Origin of the sequence: Providencia xihuensis, assembly GCF_041953405.1 — a bacterium.
Classification (GTDB): domain Bacteria; phylum Pseudomonadota; class Gammaproteobacteria; order Enterobacterales; family Enterobacteriaceae; genus Providencia; species Providencia vermicola.
This window is the reverse complement of record NZ_CP169565.1, coordinates 3491921-3508128: the sequence shown is the minus strand read 5'-3', so window position 1 is coordinate 3508128 and position 16208 is coordinate 3491921. Positions and strand designations below refer to the sequence as shown.

The 16208-nt window shown below is 40.6% G+C and carries 17 protein-coding genes and 3 tRNA genes; 9 read left to right on the top strand and 11 right to left on the bottom strand.

Going from position 1 to position 16208, the window contains the following annotated elements:
• Positions 1-69: 69 nt before the first annotated feature.
• From ACE2AL_RS15835 to ACE2AL_RS15825, 3 genes are all read right to left on the bottom strand, one after another.
• Positions 70-146: transfer RNA gene (locus tag ACE2AL_RS15835), tRNA-Met, on the bottom strand.
• A gap of 19 nt (positions 147-165) precedes the next feature.
• Positions 166-242: transfer RNA gene (locus ACE2AL_RS15830), tRNA-Met, on the bottom strand.
• A gap of 57 nt (positions 243-299) precedes the next feature.
• Positions 300-376, bottom strand: a tRNA-Met gene (locus ACE2AL_RS15825).
• Between the two features lie 263 nt (positions 377-639).
• Between ACE2AL_RS15825 and mltA the strand changes: the two genes are divergently transcribed.
• The gene (mltA, locus tag ACE2AL_RS15820) at positions 640-1749 is read left to right on the top strand and encodes a murein transglycosylase A (protein WP_206083809.1); all 1110 of its coding nucleotides are present in this window, start codon (positions 640-642) and stop codon (positions 1747-1749) included.
• A 30-nt stretch (positions 1750-1779) separates the two neighbouring features.
• The gene (gene tcdA / locus ACE2AL_RS15815) at positions 1780-2601 is read left to right on the top strand and encodes a tRNA cyclic N6-threonylcarbamoyladenosine(37) synthase TcdA (protein ID WP_353166889.1); all 822 of its coding nucleotides are present in this window, start codon (positions 1780-1782) and stop codon (positions 2599-2601) included.
• Positions 2602-2638: 37 nt separating this feature from the next.
• Here tcdA and csdE read toward each other — a convergent pair whose 3' ends face one another.
• Both csdE and csdA read right to left on the bottom strand, forming a co-directional pair.
• The gene (gene csdE / locus ACE2AL_RS15810) at positions 2639-3097 is read right to left on the bottom strand and encodes a cysteine desulfurase sulfur acceptor subunit CsdE (RefSeq protein ID WP_206083732.1); all 459 of its coding nucleotides are present in this window, start codon (positions 3095-3097) and stop codon (positions 2639-2641) included.
• Between the two features lie 29 nt (positions 3098-3126).
• Positions 3127-4332: a cysteine desulfurase CsdA gene (gene csdA / locus ACE2AL_RS15805; RefSeq protein WP_206083733.1), complete on the bottom strand. Its 1206-nt coding sequence runs from the start codon at positions 4330-4332 to the stop codon at positions 3127-3129.
• 699 nt (positions 4333-5031) lie between these two features.
• Between csdA and ACE2AL_RS15800 the strand changes: the two genes are divergently transcribed.
• The 3 genes from ACE2AL_RS15800 to rlmM are packed head-to-tail and all read left to right on the top strand — an operon-like array spanning position 5032 to position 7492.
• Positions 5032-5973 carry a transcriptional regulator GcvA gene (locus ACE2AL_RS15800; RefSeq protein ID WP_206083734.1) on the top strand — a complete coding sequence of 314 codons (942 nt, stop codon included), beginning with the start codon at positions 5032-5034 and terminating at the stop codon, positions 5971-5973.
• 27 nt (positions 5974-6000) lie between these two features.
• The gene (locus tag ACE2AL_RS15795) at positions 6001-6396 is read left to right on the top strand and encodes a DUF423 domain-containing protein (RefSeq protein WP_206083735.1); all 396 of its coding nucleotides are present in this window, start codon (positions 6001-6003) and stop codon (positions 6394-6396) included.
• Positions 6389-7492 carry a 23S rRNA (cytidine(2498)-2'-O)-methyltransferase RlmM gene (rlmM, locus tag ACE2AL_RS15790; protein ID WP_206083736.1) on the top strand — a complete coding sequence of 368 codons (1104 nt, stop codon included), beginning with the start codon at positions 6389-6391 and terminating at the stop codon, positions 7490-7492. The genes ACE2AL_RS15795 and rlmM overlap by 8 nt, the downstream gene beginning before the upstream one ends.
• Positions 7493-7547: 55 nt before the next feature.
• Here rlmM and xni read toward each other — a convergent pair whose 3' ends face one another.
• The 3 genes from xni to queF form a co-directional block, all read right to left on the bottom strand.
• Positions 7548-8303, bottom strand: a complete 756-nt coding sequence (gene xni, locus ACE2AL_RS15785) for a flap endonuclease Xni (RefSeq protein ID WP_206083737.1) — start codon at positions 8301-8303, stop codon at positions 7548-7550.
• Positions 8304-8321: 18 nt separating this feature from the next.
• Positions 8322-9689, bottom strand: coding sequence for a nucleotide 5'-monophosphate nucleosidase PpnN (gene ppnN, locus ACE2AL_RS15780; protein WP_206083738.1), 1368 nt, complete (start codon positions 9687-9689; stop codon positions 8322-8324).
• Positions 9690-9797: 108 nt separating this feature from the next.
• The gene (queF, locus tag ACE2AL_RS15775; protein WP_206083739.1) at positions 9798-10643 is read right to left on the bottom strand and encodes an NADPH-dependent 7-cyano-7-deazaguanine reductase QueF; all 846 of its coding nucleotides are present in this window, start codon (positions 10641-10643) and stop codon (positions 9798-9800) included.
• 143 nt (positions 10644-10786) lie between these two features.
• Between queF and syd the strand changes: the two genes are divergently transcribed.
• Entirely contained in the window at positions 10787-11347 is a 561-nt protein-coding gene (syd, locus tag ACE2AL_RS15770) for a SecY-interacting protein (protein ID WP_272539791.1), read from the top strand.
• A 446-nt stretch (positions 11348-11793) separates the two neighbouring features.
• On the opposite strand, the gene ACE2AL_RS15765 is transcribed toward syd, so the two are convergent.
• A complete protein-coding gene (locus tag ACE2AL_RS15765; RefSeq protein ID WP_272539790.1) occupies positions 11794-12681 on the bottom strand; it encodes a DUF535 family protein in 888 nt (295 codons plus the stop codon).
• Between the two features lie 241 nt (positions 12682-12922).
• Between ACE2AL_RS15765 and ACE2AL_RS15760 the strand changes: the two genes are divergently transcribed.
• The 3 genes from ACE2AL_RS15760 to ACE2AL_RS15750 are packed head-to-tail and all read left to right on the top strand — an operon-like array spanning position 12923 to position 14494.
• Positions 12923-13258 (top strand): YqcC family protein, encoded by a 336-nt coding sequence (locus ACE2AL_RS15760; protein WP_272539789.1) that lies wholly within the window; start codon positions 12923-12925, stop codon positions 13256-13258.
• Positions 13259-13261: 3 nt separating this feature from the next.
• Positions 13262-14020, top strand: a complete 759-nt coding sequence (gene truC, locus ACE2AL_RS15755) for a tRNA pseudouridine(65) synthase TruC (RefSeq protein WP_225818385.1) — start codon at positions 13262-13264, stop codon at positions 14018-14020.
• 21 nt (positions 14021-14041) lie between these two features.
• Positions 14042-14494, top strand: coding sequence for a flavodoxin (locus ACE2AL_RS15750; RefSeq protein ID WP_047755915.1), 453 nt, complete (start codon positions 14042-14044; stop codon positions 14492-14494).
• A gap of 78 nt (positions 14495-14572) precedes the next feature.
• On the opposite strand, the gene ACE2AL_RS15745 is transcribed toward ACE2AL_RS15750, so the two are convergent.
• Positions 14573-14953, bottom strand: a complete 381-nt coding sequence (locus tag ACE2AL_RS15745) for a DUF3461 family protein (RefSeq protein ID WP_047755916.1) — start codon at positions 14951-14953, stop codon at positions 14573-14575.
• Between the two features lie 412 nt (positions 14954-15365).
• Positions 15366-16193 (bottom strand): 2,3,4,5-tetrahydropyridine-2,6-dicarboxylate N-succinyltransferase, encoded by an 828-nt coding sequence (gene dapD, locus ACE2AL_RS15740; RefSeq protein WP_206083744.1) that lies wholly within the window; start codon positions 16191-16193, stop codon positions 15366-15368.
• Positions 16194-16208: the final 15 nt, after the last annotated feature.

Here is a 16208-nt window from a genome sequence, read left to right as displayed (position 1 = left end):
CGCCTTTTTTATTTGTAAAAATAAAGGTGGTGATTAATATTTTTGAGAGTGTGGTGCTAGGGGAAGAAATGGTTGCGGGGGCTGGATTTGAACCAACGACCTTCGGGTTATGAGCCCGACGAGCTACCAAGCTGCTCCACCCCGCGACTGAAGAAGTAAAAAAATTGGTTGCGGGAGCTGGATTTGAACCAACGACCTTCGGGTTATGAGCCCGACGAGCTACCAAGCTGCTCCATCCCGCGACTGAATTCTTTACAACGTTTTGATTTTTTTTACTACTTTACTGATTAAATCAGTATTGGTTGCGGGGGCTGGATTTGAACCAACGACCTTCGGGTTATGAGCCCGACGAGCTACCATGCTGCTCCACCCCGCGTCCGATAGCGGGCACTATACTCGGGATGAGATCTGATGCAAGTTTTTTCGTGTTTTTTTTTCATTTTTAGCATTCTACAGAACAAAATACGCACGTTATGTTTATTTTTTGAACTTTGCGGGGGTGGCAAAGAAAAATAATTTAACTAAATATGTTTACTCGTTTCATTCCCATTTTGGGTTTGCTATTGTGCGTTGCATATTGGATTGTGGGTTGTATTTGGATGGTGGAGCATGAACTTAGAATTAATGAAGGTAATTAATATGCTATCGGTGAAAAAATGGTCAATAGTAAATAAGTGGATAGTCACAGGTGTCTTTTTTTCATTGTTGGCAGGATGCCAAACTCACCCAACGGATAAAGGCCAACAATACAAAGATGGTCGTCTTGTTGAAGACTTACAGAAAGTTAATCAGGTAAATGTTCAAGGCAAACCAATAAATGCACCTGACTTTAATCAGCAGATCGTTGAAATTAAAAATGCATCTCCGCGTTTATTCCAAAATAACCGTGACACTTATCATGCGATTGAAAATTGGTTAATGGCAGGTGGAAACCCCGCACAGCTCGCCAGCTTCAATTTATCGGCCTTCCAAATGGAAGGGGCTGATAATTACGGGAACGTTCAATTTACGGGGTATTACACACCTGTTATTGAAGCAAGACGTTCACCACAAGGGGAATTTCGCCATCCATTATATGGAATGCCCCCAAAAGGGAAATCGCGGTTACCTAGCCGAGCAGCTATCTATAATGGCGCGTTGAGTAATAACCTCATTTTGGCTTACAGTAATTCCGCTGTAGATAATTTTATGATGGAAGTTCAAGGGAGTGGCTATGTCGATTTTGGTGATGGTAGCCCGCTGAATTTCTTTGGGTATGCAGGGAAAAATGGCCACGCGTATAAAAGTATCGGTAAAGTTCTTGTTGACCGTGGCGAAGTGCCATTAAGCCAAATGTCTTTACAAGCTATCCACGATTGGACAAATAGCCATAGTGAGCAAGAAGTTCGTCAATTATTGGAGGAAAATGCATCGTTTGTTTTCTTCAAACCGCAATCTTTTGTACCAGTAAGAGGCGCTAGCGCAGTTCCGTTGATAGCAAAAGCGTCAGTTGCGTCAGATAAAACCTTGATCCCAGCAGGAACGGCATTGCTGGCGGAAATTCCTGTTTTAGATGGTAATGGTAAATTTACGGGGCAATACGAAATGCGTATGATGGTTGCCTTGGATGTAGGGGGAGCGATTAAAGGCCACCACTTCGATATTTACCATGGAACAGGTCATGACGCAGGCAAAATGGCTGGTTTTTATAACCATTATGGACGCGTCTGGGTGCTGAAAAAGAGTCAGCCCCTTTTTGGTGCAATGTAATTACCGTTTTAACTAAGGTTGTTTGTTATTATGCAAACTAAGCTTTCAGATGCTTGGATGCAGCGTTTTGCTGGGATCGGGCGTTTATATGGGCAGAAAGCCCTTCATCTTTTTGCGCGCTCTCATGTCTGTGTTGTCGGTGTGGGTGGTGTTGGTGTATGGGCAGCTGAGGCATTAGCTCGTTCTGGAATTGGTGCAATCACCTTAATTGATATGGATGATATTTGCGTCACGAATACTAACCGTCAATTACATGCTATTAAATCAACCGTTGGCTTACCGAAGGTTGAGGTGATGAAAGCGCGGATTTTGGAGATTAACCCAGAGTGTGTGGTGAATGTCATTGATGATTTCATCACAGTCGATAATGTCGCTCAGTACTTCAGTACGGGGTTTGATTACGTTATTGATGCAATTGATAGTGTTCGGCCTAAAGCTGCACTACTGGCTTATTGTAGGCGATTTAAAATCCCTGTAGTCACAACTGGTGGGGCTGGTGGCCAAATAGATCCCACACAAATACAAGTGGTGGATCTGGCGAAAACCATTCAAGACCCATTAGCGGCAAAGCTTCGTGAGCGGTTAAAGTCGGACTTTAATGTGGTTAAAAATGGTAAAGGCAAGCTAGGAATTGATTGCGTGTTTTCCACGGAACAGCTTGTTTATCCACAAAGTGATGGCACTGTCTGCGCAGCAAAAAGTACTGCAGAAGGCTCAAAAAGAATGGATTGTGCATCAGGTTTCGGGGCCGTCACCATGGTCACAGCAAGTTTTGGCTTTATTGCTGTGGCGCATGCGTTGAAAAAAATGATGGCAAAAGCCCAAAGAAATGTAGAAAAAAACATTAAATAGTGAAGAGGCTATTGCGATACATAGCCTCTTTCGTTGATTAGGCTGGCGTCATTTCATTGGAAATATTTCGAATTGCCGTAATTAATGATTGAATACCATTTTGGCGAGATTCGCTGAGCTGACTGGGTAAGCCTGTTTGTTCCAACAATTCATTGAAGTCGAATTCCATAATTTCTTTCGCTGTTTTTTGCTCAATAGCCGCTAATAAAATCGCAAAAAGCCCTTTTACAACACGACCTTCACTGTCACCATAGAAATGGAAAGTTTCATCATCATTGAGTATTGCACCAATCCACACTCGGTTTTCACAGCCTTTCACTTCTTGAGTTTGTTGCTTCTCATCATCAGTTAGTGTCGGTAATTGTCTCGCTAATTGGATAAGCAAACGGTACTTATCTTCCCAGGCTTTATGTGCGGAAAACTGTTCAACTATTTCCTGAATTTTAATCTCTGTACCAAAAGGGTGCGGAGCAAGCTCATATTTAGTCGAAGTCATTAGGCTTCCTTTTTATCTTTAGTATTGATTTAGTCATTGAGTATTGAAAGTGAGCGAGTGACTGCATTAATAAGTTTATCAATATCTTGTAGGTTATTATATGGCATCACAGAGATGCGTATGCAGCCACTAATATTCAAGGCATCCATTAAAGGTTGAGCACAATGTTGCCCATAGCGTAATGCAATATGCTGTTCAGTCAAGAGCACACCTAAATCGCTATGGTGAATACTTTCAAAATTGAATGAAAGTAATGGTGAATTAGGCACACTATAACCAATAAAACCAGGAATGCGTGAGAGTTTTTTATTGGCTTGTTCGATAAGTGAGCAAGTATAAGCTTCTGCTTGTACTAAATCGATAGATTGAATCCACTCAAGAACGGCTGAAAAAGCAATAACCCCAGCAATATTAGGTGTGCCTGCTTCAAAACATTGAGGAATGGGGGCTGGCGTGAAACCTTCAAAAGTCACCTCAGTCAACATTTTTCCCCCGCCGTGCCAAGGCACCATGGCTTCTAATAATGCTGTTTTTCCATAACAAACACCGAGGCCTGTAGGGCCATACAGTTTATGGGCGGAAAAAACATAAAAGTCGATATCTTCAGCACTAACATCAATAGGGCAGTGTACAGCGCCTTGGGCGCCATCAACGATAACCAGGGCACCTATTTGGTGGGCGAGATGAGTGATTGCCGATAAGTCAGGCTGAAAGCCAGTGACGTTCGACATCTGTGTAATAGCAATGGCTTTGGTTTTGTTATTTAGCAGTGATTTTAGCGTTGCTAAACTGAGTGAGGCACCTTGTTCGATGGGCCATTTTATAATTTTAGCGCCAGTTTGCTTAGCAACTATCATCCAAGGTAATAAATTTGAATGATGTTCTATTTCGCTGACAATGATTTCATCACCTGCTTGTAAGATTGGCCGAAAATAACTCTGAGCAATCAAATTAATCGACTCGGTGGCACCTCGTGTCCAAATTATATTATTTTCACTGGCGGCATTAATAAATTTTGCCGTTCGAATACGGCCTAATTCATAGTCGCGAGTTAATTTTAATGACTCTGGTGATTGACCGCGGTAAACCGAGCTACCAGATAAGCGGTAGTAATTATTTGAAGCCTCAATCATTGCAATCGGTTTCAATGCAGTTGCTGCACTATCAAAAAATAATGTTGAGGAATTTATTGCAGGAAATAATTGGCGAAATGCGGTAGCGCTAAAATGATCCATGGGTTCTTTCTTTTTAGTCAATAATTATCTGTGTTATCTGATAGTTGTGGGTATTGTCTACAGAGATGTACATTTATCCGTACATTATTGATTATTTTTTGATTAATTTAAACTTGTCATTTTCAATCAAAACATTGAAATATTTTGTTACGTTTGGTATTACTTATTAGCAATATCAAAAGTAAATTTTCTTGGGTGATTCAGTGTATTGCACCGCAAAGTAATCCTTTTTGTTTGAGAGTTCTTTTTTAGAAAGCATAAACTGAATTATTTTCAGGAATTATCTTAAATATCTAACTTAAAGTTTTTTCGGTACACTAGTAATTATCTGTAGCTATTTGTATTTACTAAGTTAAATTTTTCATTTGTCCTAAGTAAATACCAGTAAAAAAATCAAAAAAAAGCACCGCGTTTTGGCGGTGCACTATAAAAAATCACTATGGACAGACAGGGTAAATGTACAGGAAGTGAAAAAAACAGTAGCAAAAGCTACAAAGTCTGGTTCAACCAGACAACTTGCAAACACAACATCACAACCACAAAGCCAAAAGTTTCAAAGTAACTAAACTCTGTAACTTTTCGTTCCGGCTTAGGAAGTGCGCATACTATAGGTATTTACTGGCAGATCCTCAAGGGACAAATTATAATGCTTCGGATGAAAAAAACTAATGCATAACGAGATGCCGAGTAGAAGTGATTATGTCTAAAAGATTACCGCCACTGAATGCGCTGAGAGTGTTTGACGCCGCAGCCCGTCATTTAAGTTTTACTAAGGCAGCAGAAGAATTATTTGTCACCCAAGCAGCCGTGAGTCACCAAATGAAAAGTTTGGAAGACTTTCTTGGGTTAAAGCTATTTCGTCGGCGTAATCGCTCGCTACTTCTTACGGAAGAAGGGCAAAGTTATTACCTTGATATTAAAGAAATATTTTCTTCTTTAAATGAAGCAACACGTAAGTTGCAAGCGAGAAGCGCCAAAGGTGCATTAACGGTGAGTTTATCACCCAGTTTTGCTATCCAATGGTTGGTACCTAGGCTTTCAGGGTTTAACCAAGCTTACCCAGGTATTGATGTCCGCATTCAAGCCGTTGATAGAGAAGAAGATAAACTCGCAGATGATGTGGATGTGGCGATTTTTTATGGTCGAGGAAATTGGTCTGGTTTAAGAACTGATAGGCTTTACGCTGAATATTTAATGCCAGTTTGTGCACCGTCATTAATGACAGGGGAAAACCAACTAAAAAATCCAGAAGATTTAGCAAAACATACACTGCTTCATGATTCTTCTCGAAGAGACTGGCAAGCGTATGTTAAACAGCTAGAGCTACAGAATATAGTGAATGTACAACAAGGGCCGATTTTCAGCCATAGCGCGATGGTGATTCAAGCGGCAGTACATGGACAAGGTGTTGCATTAACCAATAATGTAATGGCAAAGAATGAAATTGACGCAGGGCGTTTGGTTTGTCCCTTTAGCGAGGTGTTAGTTAGTAAAAATGCGTTTTATTTAGTTTGCCAAGAAAGCCAAGCAGATTTAGGCAAAATAGCTGCATTTCGTCAGTGGATCCTTGCGCAAGCAGCGAGTGAACAAGAAAAATTGGGTTTTATTACGGGTGACCAAGATGTGGCGCTTATTCAGTAATCAAGTATTTAAACAAAAGGTGTTACTGTGAATAGTCGTTTGATGTTAATTTTCGCTGGAATTAGTGGCTTTTTTACTGTTGCTTTTGGGGCTATTGGTTCTCATGCGTTATCGTCAATTATGAGTGTCCATCAAATGGACTGGATTGAAACTGGATTGCGTTATCAGATGTTGCACACTATTGCATTAATGGTATTAGGCGCAATTTTATTACGTAAAGTGATCCTATGGTTTTATTGGTCAGGTGTTTTTTTCTCTGTTGGGATACTTCTTTTTAGCGGTAGCCTTTATTGTATGGCCCTATTGCAGGTAAAATACTTTTCTTATTTTACGCCAATAGGGGGAGTTTGTTTCCTGATTGGTTGGTTGTTAGTAGTTATTGGCGCTATGCGTCTAAGGAAATCGGCGTCACGTAATGAGTAATAAAATTGCACTTTATTGTCGACCAGGCTTTGAAAAAGAGTGCGCAGCAGAGATTACGGATAAAGCAGGGCAAAAAGAAATTTATGGTTTTGCCCGTGTAAAAGAAAATAGTGGTTATGTCATTTTTGAGTGCTACCAAGCTGAAGATGCAGACACTCTCGCCCGTACATTGCCTTTTCGTGAGCTAATTTTTGCTCGCCAAATGATTGTGGTTGGTGATTTATTAAAAGACTTGCCACCTGAAGATCGTATCACCCCAATAGTCAATGCGCTAAGCCAACAAGTGGTGAGAGCAGGTGATATTCGGGTGGAGGTCGCAGATACCAACGAATCCAAAGAACTGATGAAGTTTTGCCGTAAATTTACGGTGCCTTTACGTAATGCGTTGCGTAAAGAAAAAATCTTACTTCCACTTGAGAATTTCAAAAGACCCGTGATCCACGTGTTTTTTATTGCACCAGGTTGCTGTTATACGGGATATTCATATACCAATAATAGCTCAAATTTTTATATGGGTATTCCGCGTTTAAAATTTCCATCAGATGCGCCCAGCCGTTCTACCTTGAAGTTAGAAGAAGCATTTCACGTCTTTATTCCTTATGAAGAGTGGGATGAGCGTCTTGCCAGTGGAATGAAAGCGGTCGATTTAGGCGCTTGCCCTGGGGGCTGGACTTATCAACTAGTGAAACGTAGCATGATGGTTCATGCGGTTGATAATGGCCCGATGGCAGAAAGTTTGATGGATACAGGGCAAGTTACTCATCACCGTGTAGATGGTTTTAAGTTTCAACCTTCATCACAAAACATCACATGGTTAGTGTGTGATATGGTTGAAAAGCCAGCAAAAGTGGCTGCATTGATGACGGATTGGTTAGCTCAAGGTTGGTGCCGCGAGGCCATATTTAACCTAAAACTGCCAATGAAAAAGCGCTATGAAGAAGTCTCACACATATTAGAAAAGATGCAGGTGCAGCTGAAAGAACGGGGTGTAAACGTGCTAATCCAAGCTAAGCAGCTTTATCATGATCGTGAAGAAGTGACTGTGCATGTGATGCGTGTTTGGTCAGCAAACCCAATGGCGCGTGAATATTATTAATTTATAAAACTAATAAGAAAGGCCACTAATTAACTCAGAGGCCTTTTTATTTTGATCAGTTGCTTATATAACGTAGCTGGTTTAAATTTCCTTGCAGTGCAATATCCGTTCTTAATGTGGCAATATCGCGGCAAATTAATGCGATTTCTTGTTGGTTAACTAGTTTTTTTTGCCATTTTTCTTCCAGTTTATCTAAATTCGCAAATAAGTTTTCGATAGAGTGATATTGCTGCAATAGTATTGCCGCACTTTTCGGACCAATACCTGCGACACCTGGAACCTTACTGCTACTGATCCCCGCAAGTCCCCAATAATCAGGAAGTTGTTCAGGAGAAACGCCAAATTCCTTTTCGATAAAAGGAATATCTAGCCAGCGTTTTTGGAAATAATCGCGAATGCGTAGATTAGGCGAAAGCAGTTGACAGTAGCCTTTATCGGTGGAAACGATGGTAACAGTGTGCCCAGCTCCCGCGATACGCGTTGCTAACGTGGCCGCTAAATCATCAGCCTCATCCCCTACAGATTGCCAACAGTGAATGCCTTTTTCTGTAAATAAAGCCATTAGATCAGGGAGCTCAGCGTGTAAATCTTCAGGCATCGGCGACCGACCTGCTTTGTAATCAGGGAGTTTTTCATGACGCCAGCTTTGATGGCGACCTTCTTCATCAAACACCGCGACAATGTGTGTGGCATCTGTATGAGTGAGCAACTGTGATATCGCAGATAGACAGGTTTCTCCACACGGGCTTCCTTGCACCGCATGGATACGGCGTATTAAATTTAATGCATCAATAATTAATAAATGGATCATAAATACGCCATTACAGATTTATTTCACGATTTCATAGCAAGGCTCATATGCAGTGCCACCTGGCAATTTCATTCGATGTTGTTCAACAAAGCCTTGGAGTAACACATCCATACGCCTCATGAGATCGCTATCACCGTGAATTTTGAATGGGCCATGTTTTTCAATGGCTTTCATACCAAATTCCTTCACATTACCTGCAACGATACCAGAGAACGCACGGCGTAAATCTGAAGCCAATTTTTCAGGTGCTTGCCCTGGATGAAGGTTCAGTGAGGCCATGTTTTCATGTGTTGGTTCAAACGGATGCTGCAAGTCGTGCGCAATTTTAATTGACCAGTTGAAGCTGTATGCATCGCCTGTGCTACGGCGATTCTCTTTCACTTGTGGCATGCTTCTTTTCATCACACGCGCCACTTCTTGAGCATCATCGATAATGATTTGATAGTGTTTGCTCGCTTCATCCCCTAAAGTATGTCGGATAAAATCATCGAGGACTTCAAAGTATTCAGCGCTTTCTTTCGGACCCGTTAAAATAAGCGGGAGAACTTGCTCTTTATTGGCTGGATCCATCAAGATGCCCAGCAAATACAGCAGCTCTTCAGCGGTACCAACGCCACCTGGAAAAATAATAATACCGTGACCTAAACGGACGAACGCTTCTAACCGTTTTTCAATGTCAGGCATAATAATTAACTCGTTAACTAATGGGTTAGGTGGCTCTGCTGCGATGATTGAAGGTTCGGTTAAGCCAATGAAACGGCTATCTTTATACTGTTGTTGGGCATGACCAACAGCTGCACCTTTCATTGGGGCTTCCATCGCACCAGGCCCACAGCCCGTACAGATATTCAGTTCACGTAAACCCAGTTCGTTACCAACTTTACGGCCATATTGATATTCAATTTCATTTATTGAGTGGCCGCCCCAGCAAACTATCATGCTTGGGTCATCATCAATATGTAATGCACGAGCATTGCGTAGGATAGAGAAAATCATATTGGTGATGTGCGTGCCATTTTCCGTATCAAAATGGAGTTGCTCTTTAGCTTGGTTTATTTGCGCGTGAACGAATAAAATATCGCGTAAAACTGCAAATAAGTTAGCTTGCAAAGTACGAATAATTTTCCCGTCAACAAATGCTTTTTCTGGTGGCTCGATAAGCTCAAGTTTTACACCGCGTTCACGACGTAATACGTTGATATCAAAGTCTTTGCTTTTTTCTAGTAGCTCTTTACTGCTATCAGTAAGGCTTCCAGAATGTAAAACCGCGAGTGAGCAGTTTCTAAATAACTGGTATAAATCGCTACTTGCAGTGCGTTTAAGCATGTCAACTTCAAGCTGCGAAAGTAGATCCATAGATCCTAATGGACTGATATGCGTAATCAAGTAGTACTCCTTTACCCCATGGGTTCTTGATAGGTGAATTGTACCGCAAATACACTAGTGCATTTACTTTTCAACTGTTTTTCAAGCATTTTTTAACTACATGTGTACTTATTGGCGAGCCAAACGACCAAGTTCAGGTTCAAAAATTTCATTACTACGCCATGGGTTAATGTCCAGCCCCCCGCGGCGGGTATAACGCGCGTAAACACTCAATTTTTCGGGTCTACACAGTTGCATAATGTCGTTAAAAATTCGTTCAACACACTGCTCATGAAACTCATTATGATGGCGAAACGAAACCAAATAGCGTAAGAGCGCTTCATGATTGATTTTAGGACCATGGTAGTGGATTTGTACAGAGCCCCAGTCAGGTTGATTTGTAATCAAACAATTCGATTTTAGCAAATGACTGACTAATGTTTCTTCAACAATCGGTTCTTGAGTACAACCAGCTAGATAGTCACGATTAAACTCGTACTGTTCGATAGTAATGTCTTGCTCATCAATACACAGCCCTTTAAAGGGTAAGATTGGCTGATGAGAAAAAGCCTCTAGCTTATGAAGTGTAACGTCAACTTTGCCATTAGCACAGTGGCTTAAGTCATTTTGCAAAACGCTTCGCACATTTTCCCAAGTTTCAAAGCGAGTTTGATTAAAGCTGTTGAGATAGAGCTTAAAACTTTTAGACTCAATCAGGTTGTCACTTGTTGCATCCACACTGATTGAACCAATAGCCACCTGGGGAACGCCACTTTGATTTAGCCAAGAAAGTTCATATAAGGTCCAAATATCAGCACCATGAAATGGCAGTGAATTTGCATAAATATCCAGTGGATCACGGTTTAAGCTCCTAGGGACGGGCTGCAGTAGCGAGGCATCGTATTGGTCGTGATACGCCGTTTTTTTCCCGAGGGTTAAATTGTCAAGAGCGGGATTGTTCTGGTAGTGTGACATAGTGATCCTTATACTTCATAAACAAAATGAGGCTAAAAGGCGCAATGAGTACATTTTATTCGCCTGCAAACATCTGTCATAATACCATTTATCCATCATATTGACGTCTTTCAATTTAGGCTAGCCGTAAAAATTACGTAATTATGAATACAATACTCTCTCAAGCGTTACAGCGTTTTACTCAAAACTATATTTCAGCGTGGGAACAACAAACGGGGTTACCACCTGCATCTGTTGATTTATATGGTATTCCTTCTCCTTGTGTCGTGAGAACAGGCGAGAACTGGGTCTATTGGGAACCGCAAGCATTTCCCATTAAGGATGCACATTTAAATAAAGTCGCTACGGCATTGGATATCAGTTTACAGGACGATATTCATCACTTTTATACCACTCAGCTGGCTGGGGATATGAAAGCCACATTTCGTGATATTACCTTAAGTTTGGTACAAGTATGGAATGAAGAGGATTTTATTCGCTTACAAGAAAATTTAATTGGGCATTTAGTTACTCAAAAGCGTTTAAAGTTATCGCCAACTCTGTTTATTGCCACAATAGACTCTGAAATTGAAATGATCTCGTTGTGTAATTTGACAGGGGAGGTGATCTTAGAAAAATTTGGTAGCCAAGAGCGGCGCGTACTTTCACCAAATTTAGCGAGTTTTATTGGAGAGTTACTCCCTGTTGTTGAGCTTCAGGAGTAAGTATTTTAGGATAAATGTTGTAAGTCAGGACTTACAATTGGGTTAAGTAATTTCTCAAAGTTATTTAATTTTATTTAAATGATAATTAATTAACTTTTAATATCATGACGTTACTACCAATAATGGAAACGCCGCTTTTTTAAATTAATTTTTGTTTGCTCAGCTAGGTTGTTTCATTAATAGATTTAATACATTCTTATGCCGCTGGACAGGGTAAGTTCGTTTAGCTTTTTATACATCGTAATGTATAAAAAATGAAAAAACCAAAGCGATGGACTGCTTAATAGGCAGGAACAACCTATTAAATTGTTTTATTCAACAGGATGTTGAACGACAGGATGTCGTTTTGCAGGATGCATTAAAATCTAAAATGTGATGTTAAGCCAGTCGGCCTGATTTAGGCCGGCTGGCTTTTTTTGTTATTCTAGCTTGTAATCAACGGATTGTTACTTCGTTGAGTTCGCACTGAGTGATGCAATAATTTCTTGGCTCATCGCATCACGAAGTGCTTCACGTCGACGAAATTCAGCACGACGCTGGCTTTTCACGGATTCTATATCACGAACTGGCTCTTGTAATGGAAGCTGGTACCAACCATCAGATGATAATGTTGCACTACATTCTTGCCAAAAAGTATCATAGCTCGATTTTAAATGTTGGCTCTTAATATGGCTATTGTTTGAAATTCCTTGGATTGATGTCACTTTGAAATAGGTCGCGACAGCATAAACAGCAGACATTAATAGGTTTTTGGGCCTCATACCATGCATTTGTTTGGTGATTAGGCGAACCTGCTCAACACTTTGGTCGGTTGATGGGCCTTGCAGTGAGCAAACATAGAGTTGCCCTTCAGGCCCAAAAGAAAAACTCATTAAATAGATATCATCACCCGTTTCATTACGCAGGTGTAAGGTAAGATCGCCTTCTCTTGGATATTGAGAATAAATCAAGGTGAGCTGTGCAAAATCACCAGATTTCAGCTCAATATTTGCAACAGTTAACCCTTCACGTTTTGCCGAAAACATTTTTTCGACGGCTTTAGGGGTAAAGGTTTTTTCAATTAAATCCAGTGTATAGCTTGCTGTCAGCAATTTTTGCTTTCCACTCCAAGCTTTATGCAGATATTTATTAATTGGGCGCTCAATAAAATGGGGAACTCCGTTAATTGCAGAAGCGAGCTGAGCACTTTGATATGTCTGACACATGCCTTGGTACTGTTGATATTGCACTGAAGGGAGTTTCGCTATGCGAATTTTTCTTTTGAGCTCAACATATTTACCACTGAAGGCCTTCCATGCCTTATTTTCCTTGCGCCACTGCTTTAGTAATCCCATAGATAGACCATTTTATTGTTAATTATTTTGCTAAAATTCAATTAAAAAAAAACATTTCATTATATCCGTATACACCCTAACAAAACATCAACGAAACTTATTGAATTGAATTTATTATGAATAAATAAATGCAATAGAAGTAAACCCGCTTGTATATAAGACAGAACAACCCCATTTATCCGACAGAATCATTGGTAAAATTACAGTATATTTCGCAGCATAAAGGTTAAAAGGGTTAAATATGAACAAAGAACAACGCATTGTTGAAAAGCTTCGCCATCTCGAAGAGGAAATGAAATTAAAATTATTGTGGCGTGAGCATCCACCTGAACAGGATGCGTTTAAAAGTGTCGAGCCATTTTGTATTGATACGATGGAAGCACTGGAATGGCTACAATGGATCTTAATTCCACGTTTACAAGCGATTATTGACCAAGGTGGCATGTTACCTGCAAATTTTGCTATCGCGCCGTATTTTGAAGAAGCCTATAAGCACGATGAAGAAGAGCAATATGTGGCTCTTATCCAGCACTTGCGTGAGCTAGACAGCATCTTTTCAACTAATTCAAACGGGTGATTGATGTTAGAAATCATTTATCAAGATGAATATATGATTGCGGTGAATAAACCCGCAGGTATGTTAGTTCACCGCAGTTGGTTAGATAGCAAAGAAACTGTTTTTGTGATGCAAACATTGCGTGACCAAATTGGCCAATATGTTTATCCCATTCATCGTCTCGATAGACCGACATCAGGTATTTTATTATTTGCGTTATCGAGTGACATTGCGAGGTTGCTAGCTACTCAGTTTGAAAAACATCAGTTAGAGAAAACGTATCATGCCATTGTGCGTGGCTATCTGACAGATGAGCAAACTATTGATTACCCTTTACTGGAAGAGTTAGACAAAATTGCAGACAAACATGCCACTCGGGAGCCTGTGTTACAAGAGTGCATTACCCATTGCCGTCCAATTGCGACGGTGGAATGCCCTGTGGCCATCGGTCGCTATGAAACGGCACGGTTTAGTTTAGTCGAATTAACACCACAAACAGGTCGAAAACATCAGCTCAGGCGGCATATGTCTCACTTACGTCACCCAATTATTGGGGATAGTAAACATGGTGACTTACGCCAAAATCGAGGGGTAACAGAACATTTTTCTGTGTCGCGTCTAATGTTGCACGCAAGTCAATTAAATTTAAGTCACCCTATAACAGAAGAAAATATATCTCTGGTTGCACCTTGGGATGCACAATGGATATCACTGATTGAGCAGTTTGGATGGTCAGCACAAGTCGCTAATTTAAGTATGAAAGTTATTAATCCATCAGTTTAAATAAATTTAGAGGGAGGCGTTATGTCAAAAATAGGTATCTTTGTTGGTACTGTCTATGGCAACTCTTTAGCTGTGGCTGAAATAGCACAAGAAATCTTAGAGGAACGAGGGCATGAAGTGGTTGTCTTTGACGAACCCACGCTGAATGATTGGCAATTATACAATTCAGGAAATGAAATTGCGTTAATCGTGACTTCCTCTACAGGACAAGGTGATTTACCTGACTCTATTGCACCACTTTTTAATGAAATCAATGATGTTGTTGGTTACCAACCTGATTTACGTTATGGGTTAATTGCCTTAGGTGATAGCAGTTATGAAAGTTTTTGTGGCGCTGGGTTACGTTTTGATGAAGTGCTGACCGAACAATCAGCTACGCGTATTGGTGATATTCTTTTTATTGACGCTATTGAAGTGGATGTTCCTGAAGAGTTTGCAAAACCGTGGGTTGAAGCGTGGAGTGAATTACTTTAAGTACCTGCACCGTGGAGTAACCCTTTTCGATACGAATTCAGGTGATTTCACGGCGCAGTAAATTATTTTGCAGGTCAGTTACTTACGAGTCAGTTTTTCTAAGTCAGCTTCAATTTCTGCAATTTTGTTTGAAACTACATGTTCTAAATGACGTAAGTCATCAAGGATTTTGTGTTTTAAATCAATATCAGTTTTATCTGTTTGGCAAATTTGATCAAGTTCTTCAATGGCATAGCGAAGGTTGGTGTTAATTTCGTGGATCTCTTTGAAATTATTACCACCATCCGCGATAGTTTTACGTTGGCGTGGGTATTTGAATTTTACACTTTTAGCAAAAAATTCCCCTTTGTCTTTACGGAAGTAAATTTTCAAAATATCGTTATTTGCTTCTTGGCGCAGGGTATAGCGGTCGATATCCTGAGGGTTACTAATGCCTAAACTTTTCAAATTATCGTACATGTTAGCTCGCTTAACTGTAGAGTCAGAGTCGGTGAACAGAATAATCGTGTGAACAGGCCGCAACAATACCAGTCTATTTCTCTTGTACTGTGCTATTGACCTAAAGACGTAAATAACATTAAGCCATTACGTAAATAGCATCATGATAATGAAAAATAAAATAATACAGTTTTATTGATGGTAAACGGCAAAAGTCACGAACATATTATGCGCGATTTCTCGAAATTGACCAACTTCTCTTTGCAATAAAACGGTGAAAAGAAAAAGGAGATGTGGGGGAGATAAGGGAACTTGGCCACCCGAGTTGCATACAGCGTATGCATTTCGGGATAGCTTCGTTTTACCAGATTACTGCTAAGTGATTCAAAAACAGCAGTAAAAGGTTCAGGAGGAGAAACTGTTAGAAAACTAGTTATTCATCAATAGTTCTTAATAATTCATTGATGCCAACTTTTCCGCGCGTTTTTTCATCCACTTTCTTGACGATGACTGCACAATATAAGCTGTAGTTACCCTCTTTCGACGGTAAATTGCCCGATACAACGACAGACCCCGCAGGAACGCGGCCATAAAAAATTTCGCCCGTTTCACGGTCATAAATTTTAGTGCTTTGCCCCAAATAGACGCCCATGGAAATCACCGAGCCTTCCTCGACAATGACACCTTCAACAACTTCAGAGCGTGCGCCAATAAAGCAGTTGTCTTCGATAATGGTTGGGTTCGCTTGTAATGGTTCTAACACGCCACCAATACCAACACCGCCAGATAAATGCACGTTTTTACCAATTTGCGCACAAGAGCCCACTGTTGCCCAAGTATCGACCATTGTTCCTTCATCGACATAGGCACCAATATTGACATAAGATGGCATGAGTACACTATTCTTGGCGATATAGGCACCTTTACGAACCGCGGCAGGTGGTACAACGCGAAAACCTTCTTTTTCGAAGCGTGTTTGGTCGTAATCGGCAAATTTCATTGGTACTTTGTCGAAGTAGCGACTTTCAGCACCGTCAATCACTTGATTGTCTTGGATACGAAATGACAGTAAGACGGCCTTTTTTAACCATTGGTGAGTGACCCAGACACCTGCGATTTTTTCGGCAACACGCAGTTTACCGCTATCTAATAACGCGATAGTGTCCAAAACGGCTTGTTTAACGGGGGCTGAAACCGTATTTGGCGTGATGTTAGCACGGTCTTCAAATGCGTTTTCAATGATCGCTTGTAAATGCTGCATTGATTCTATTTCCCT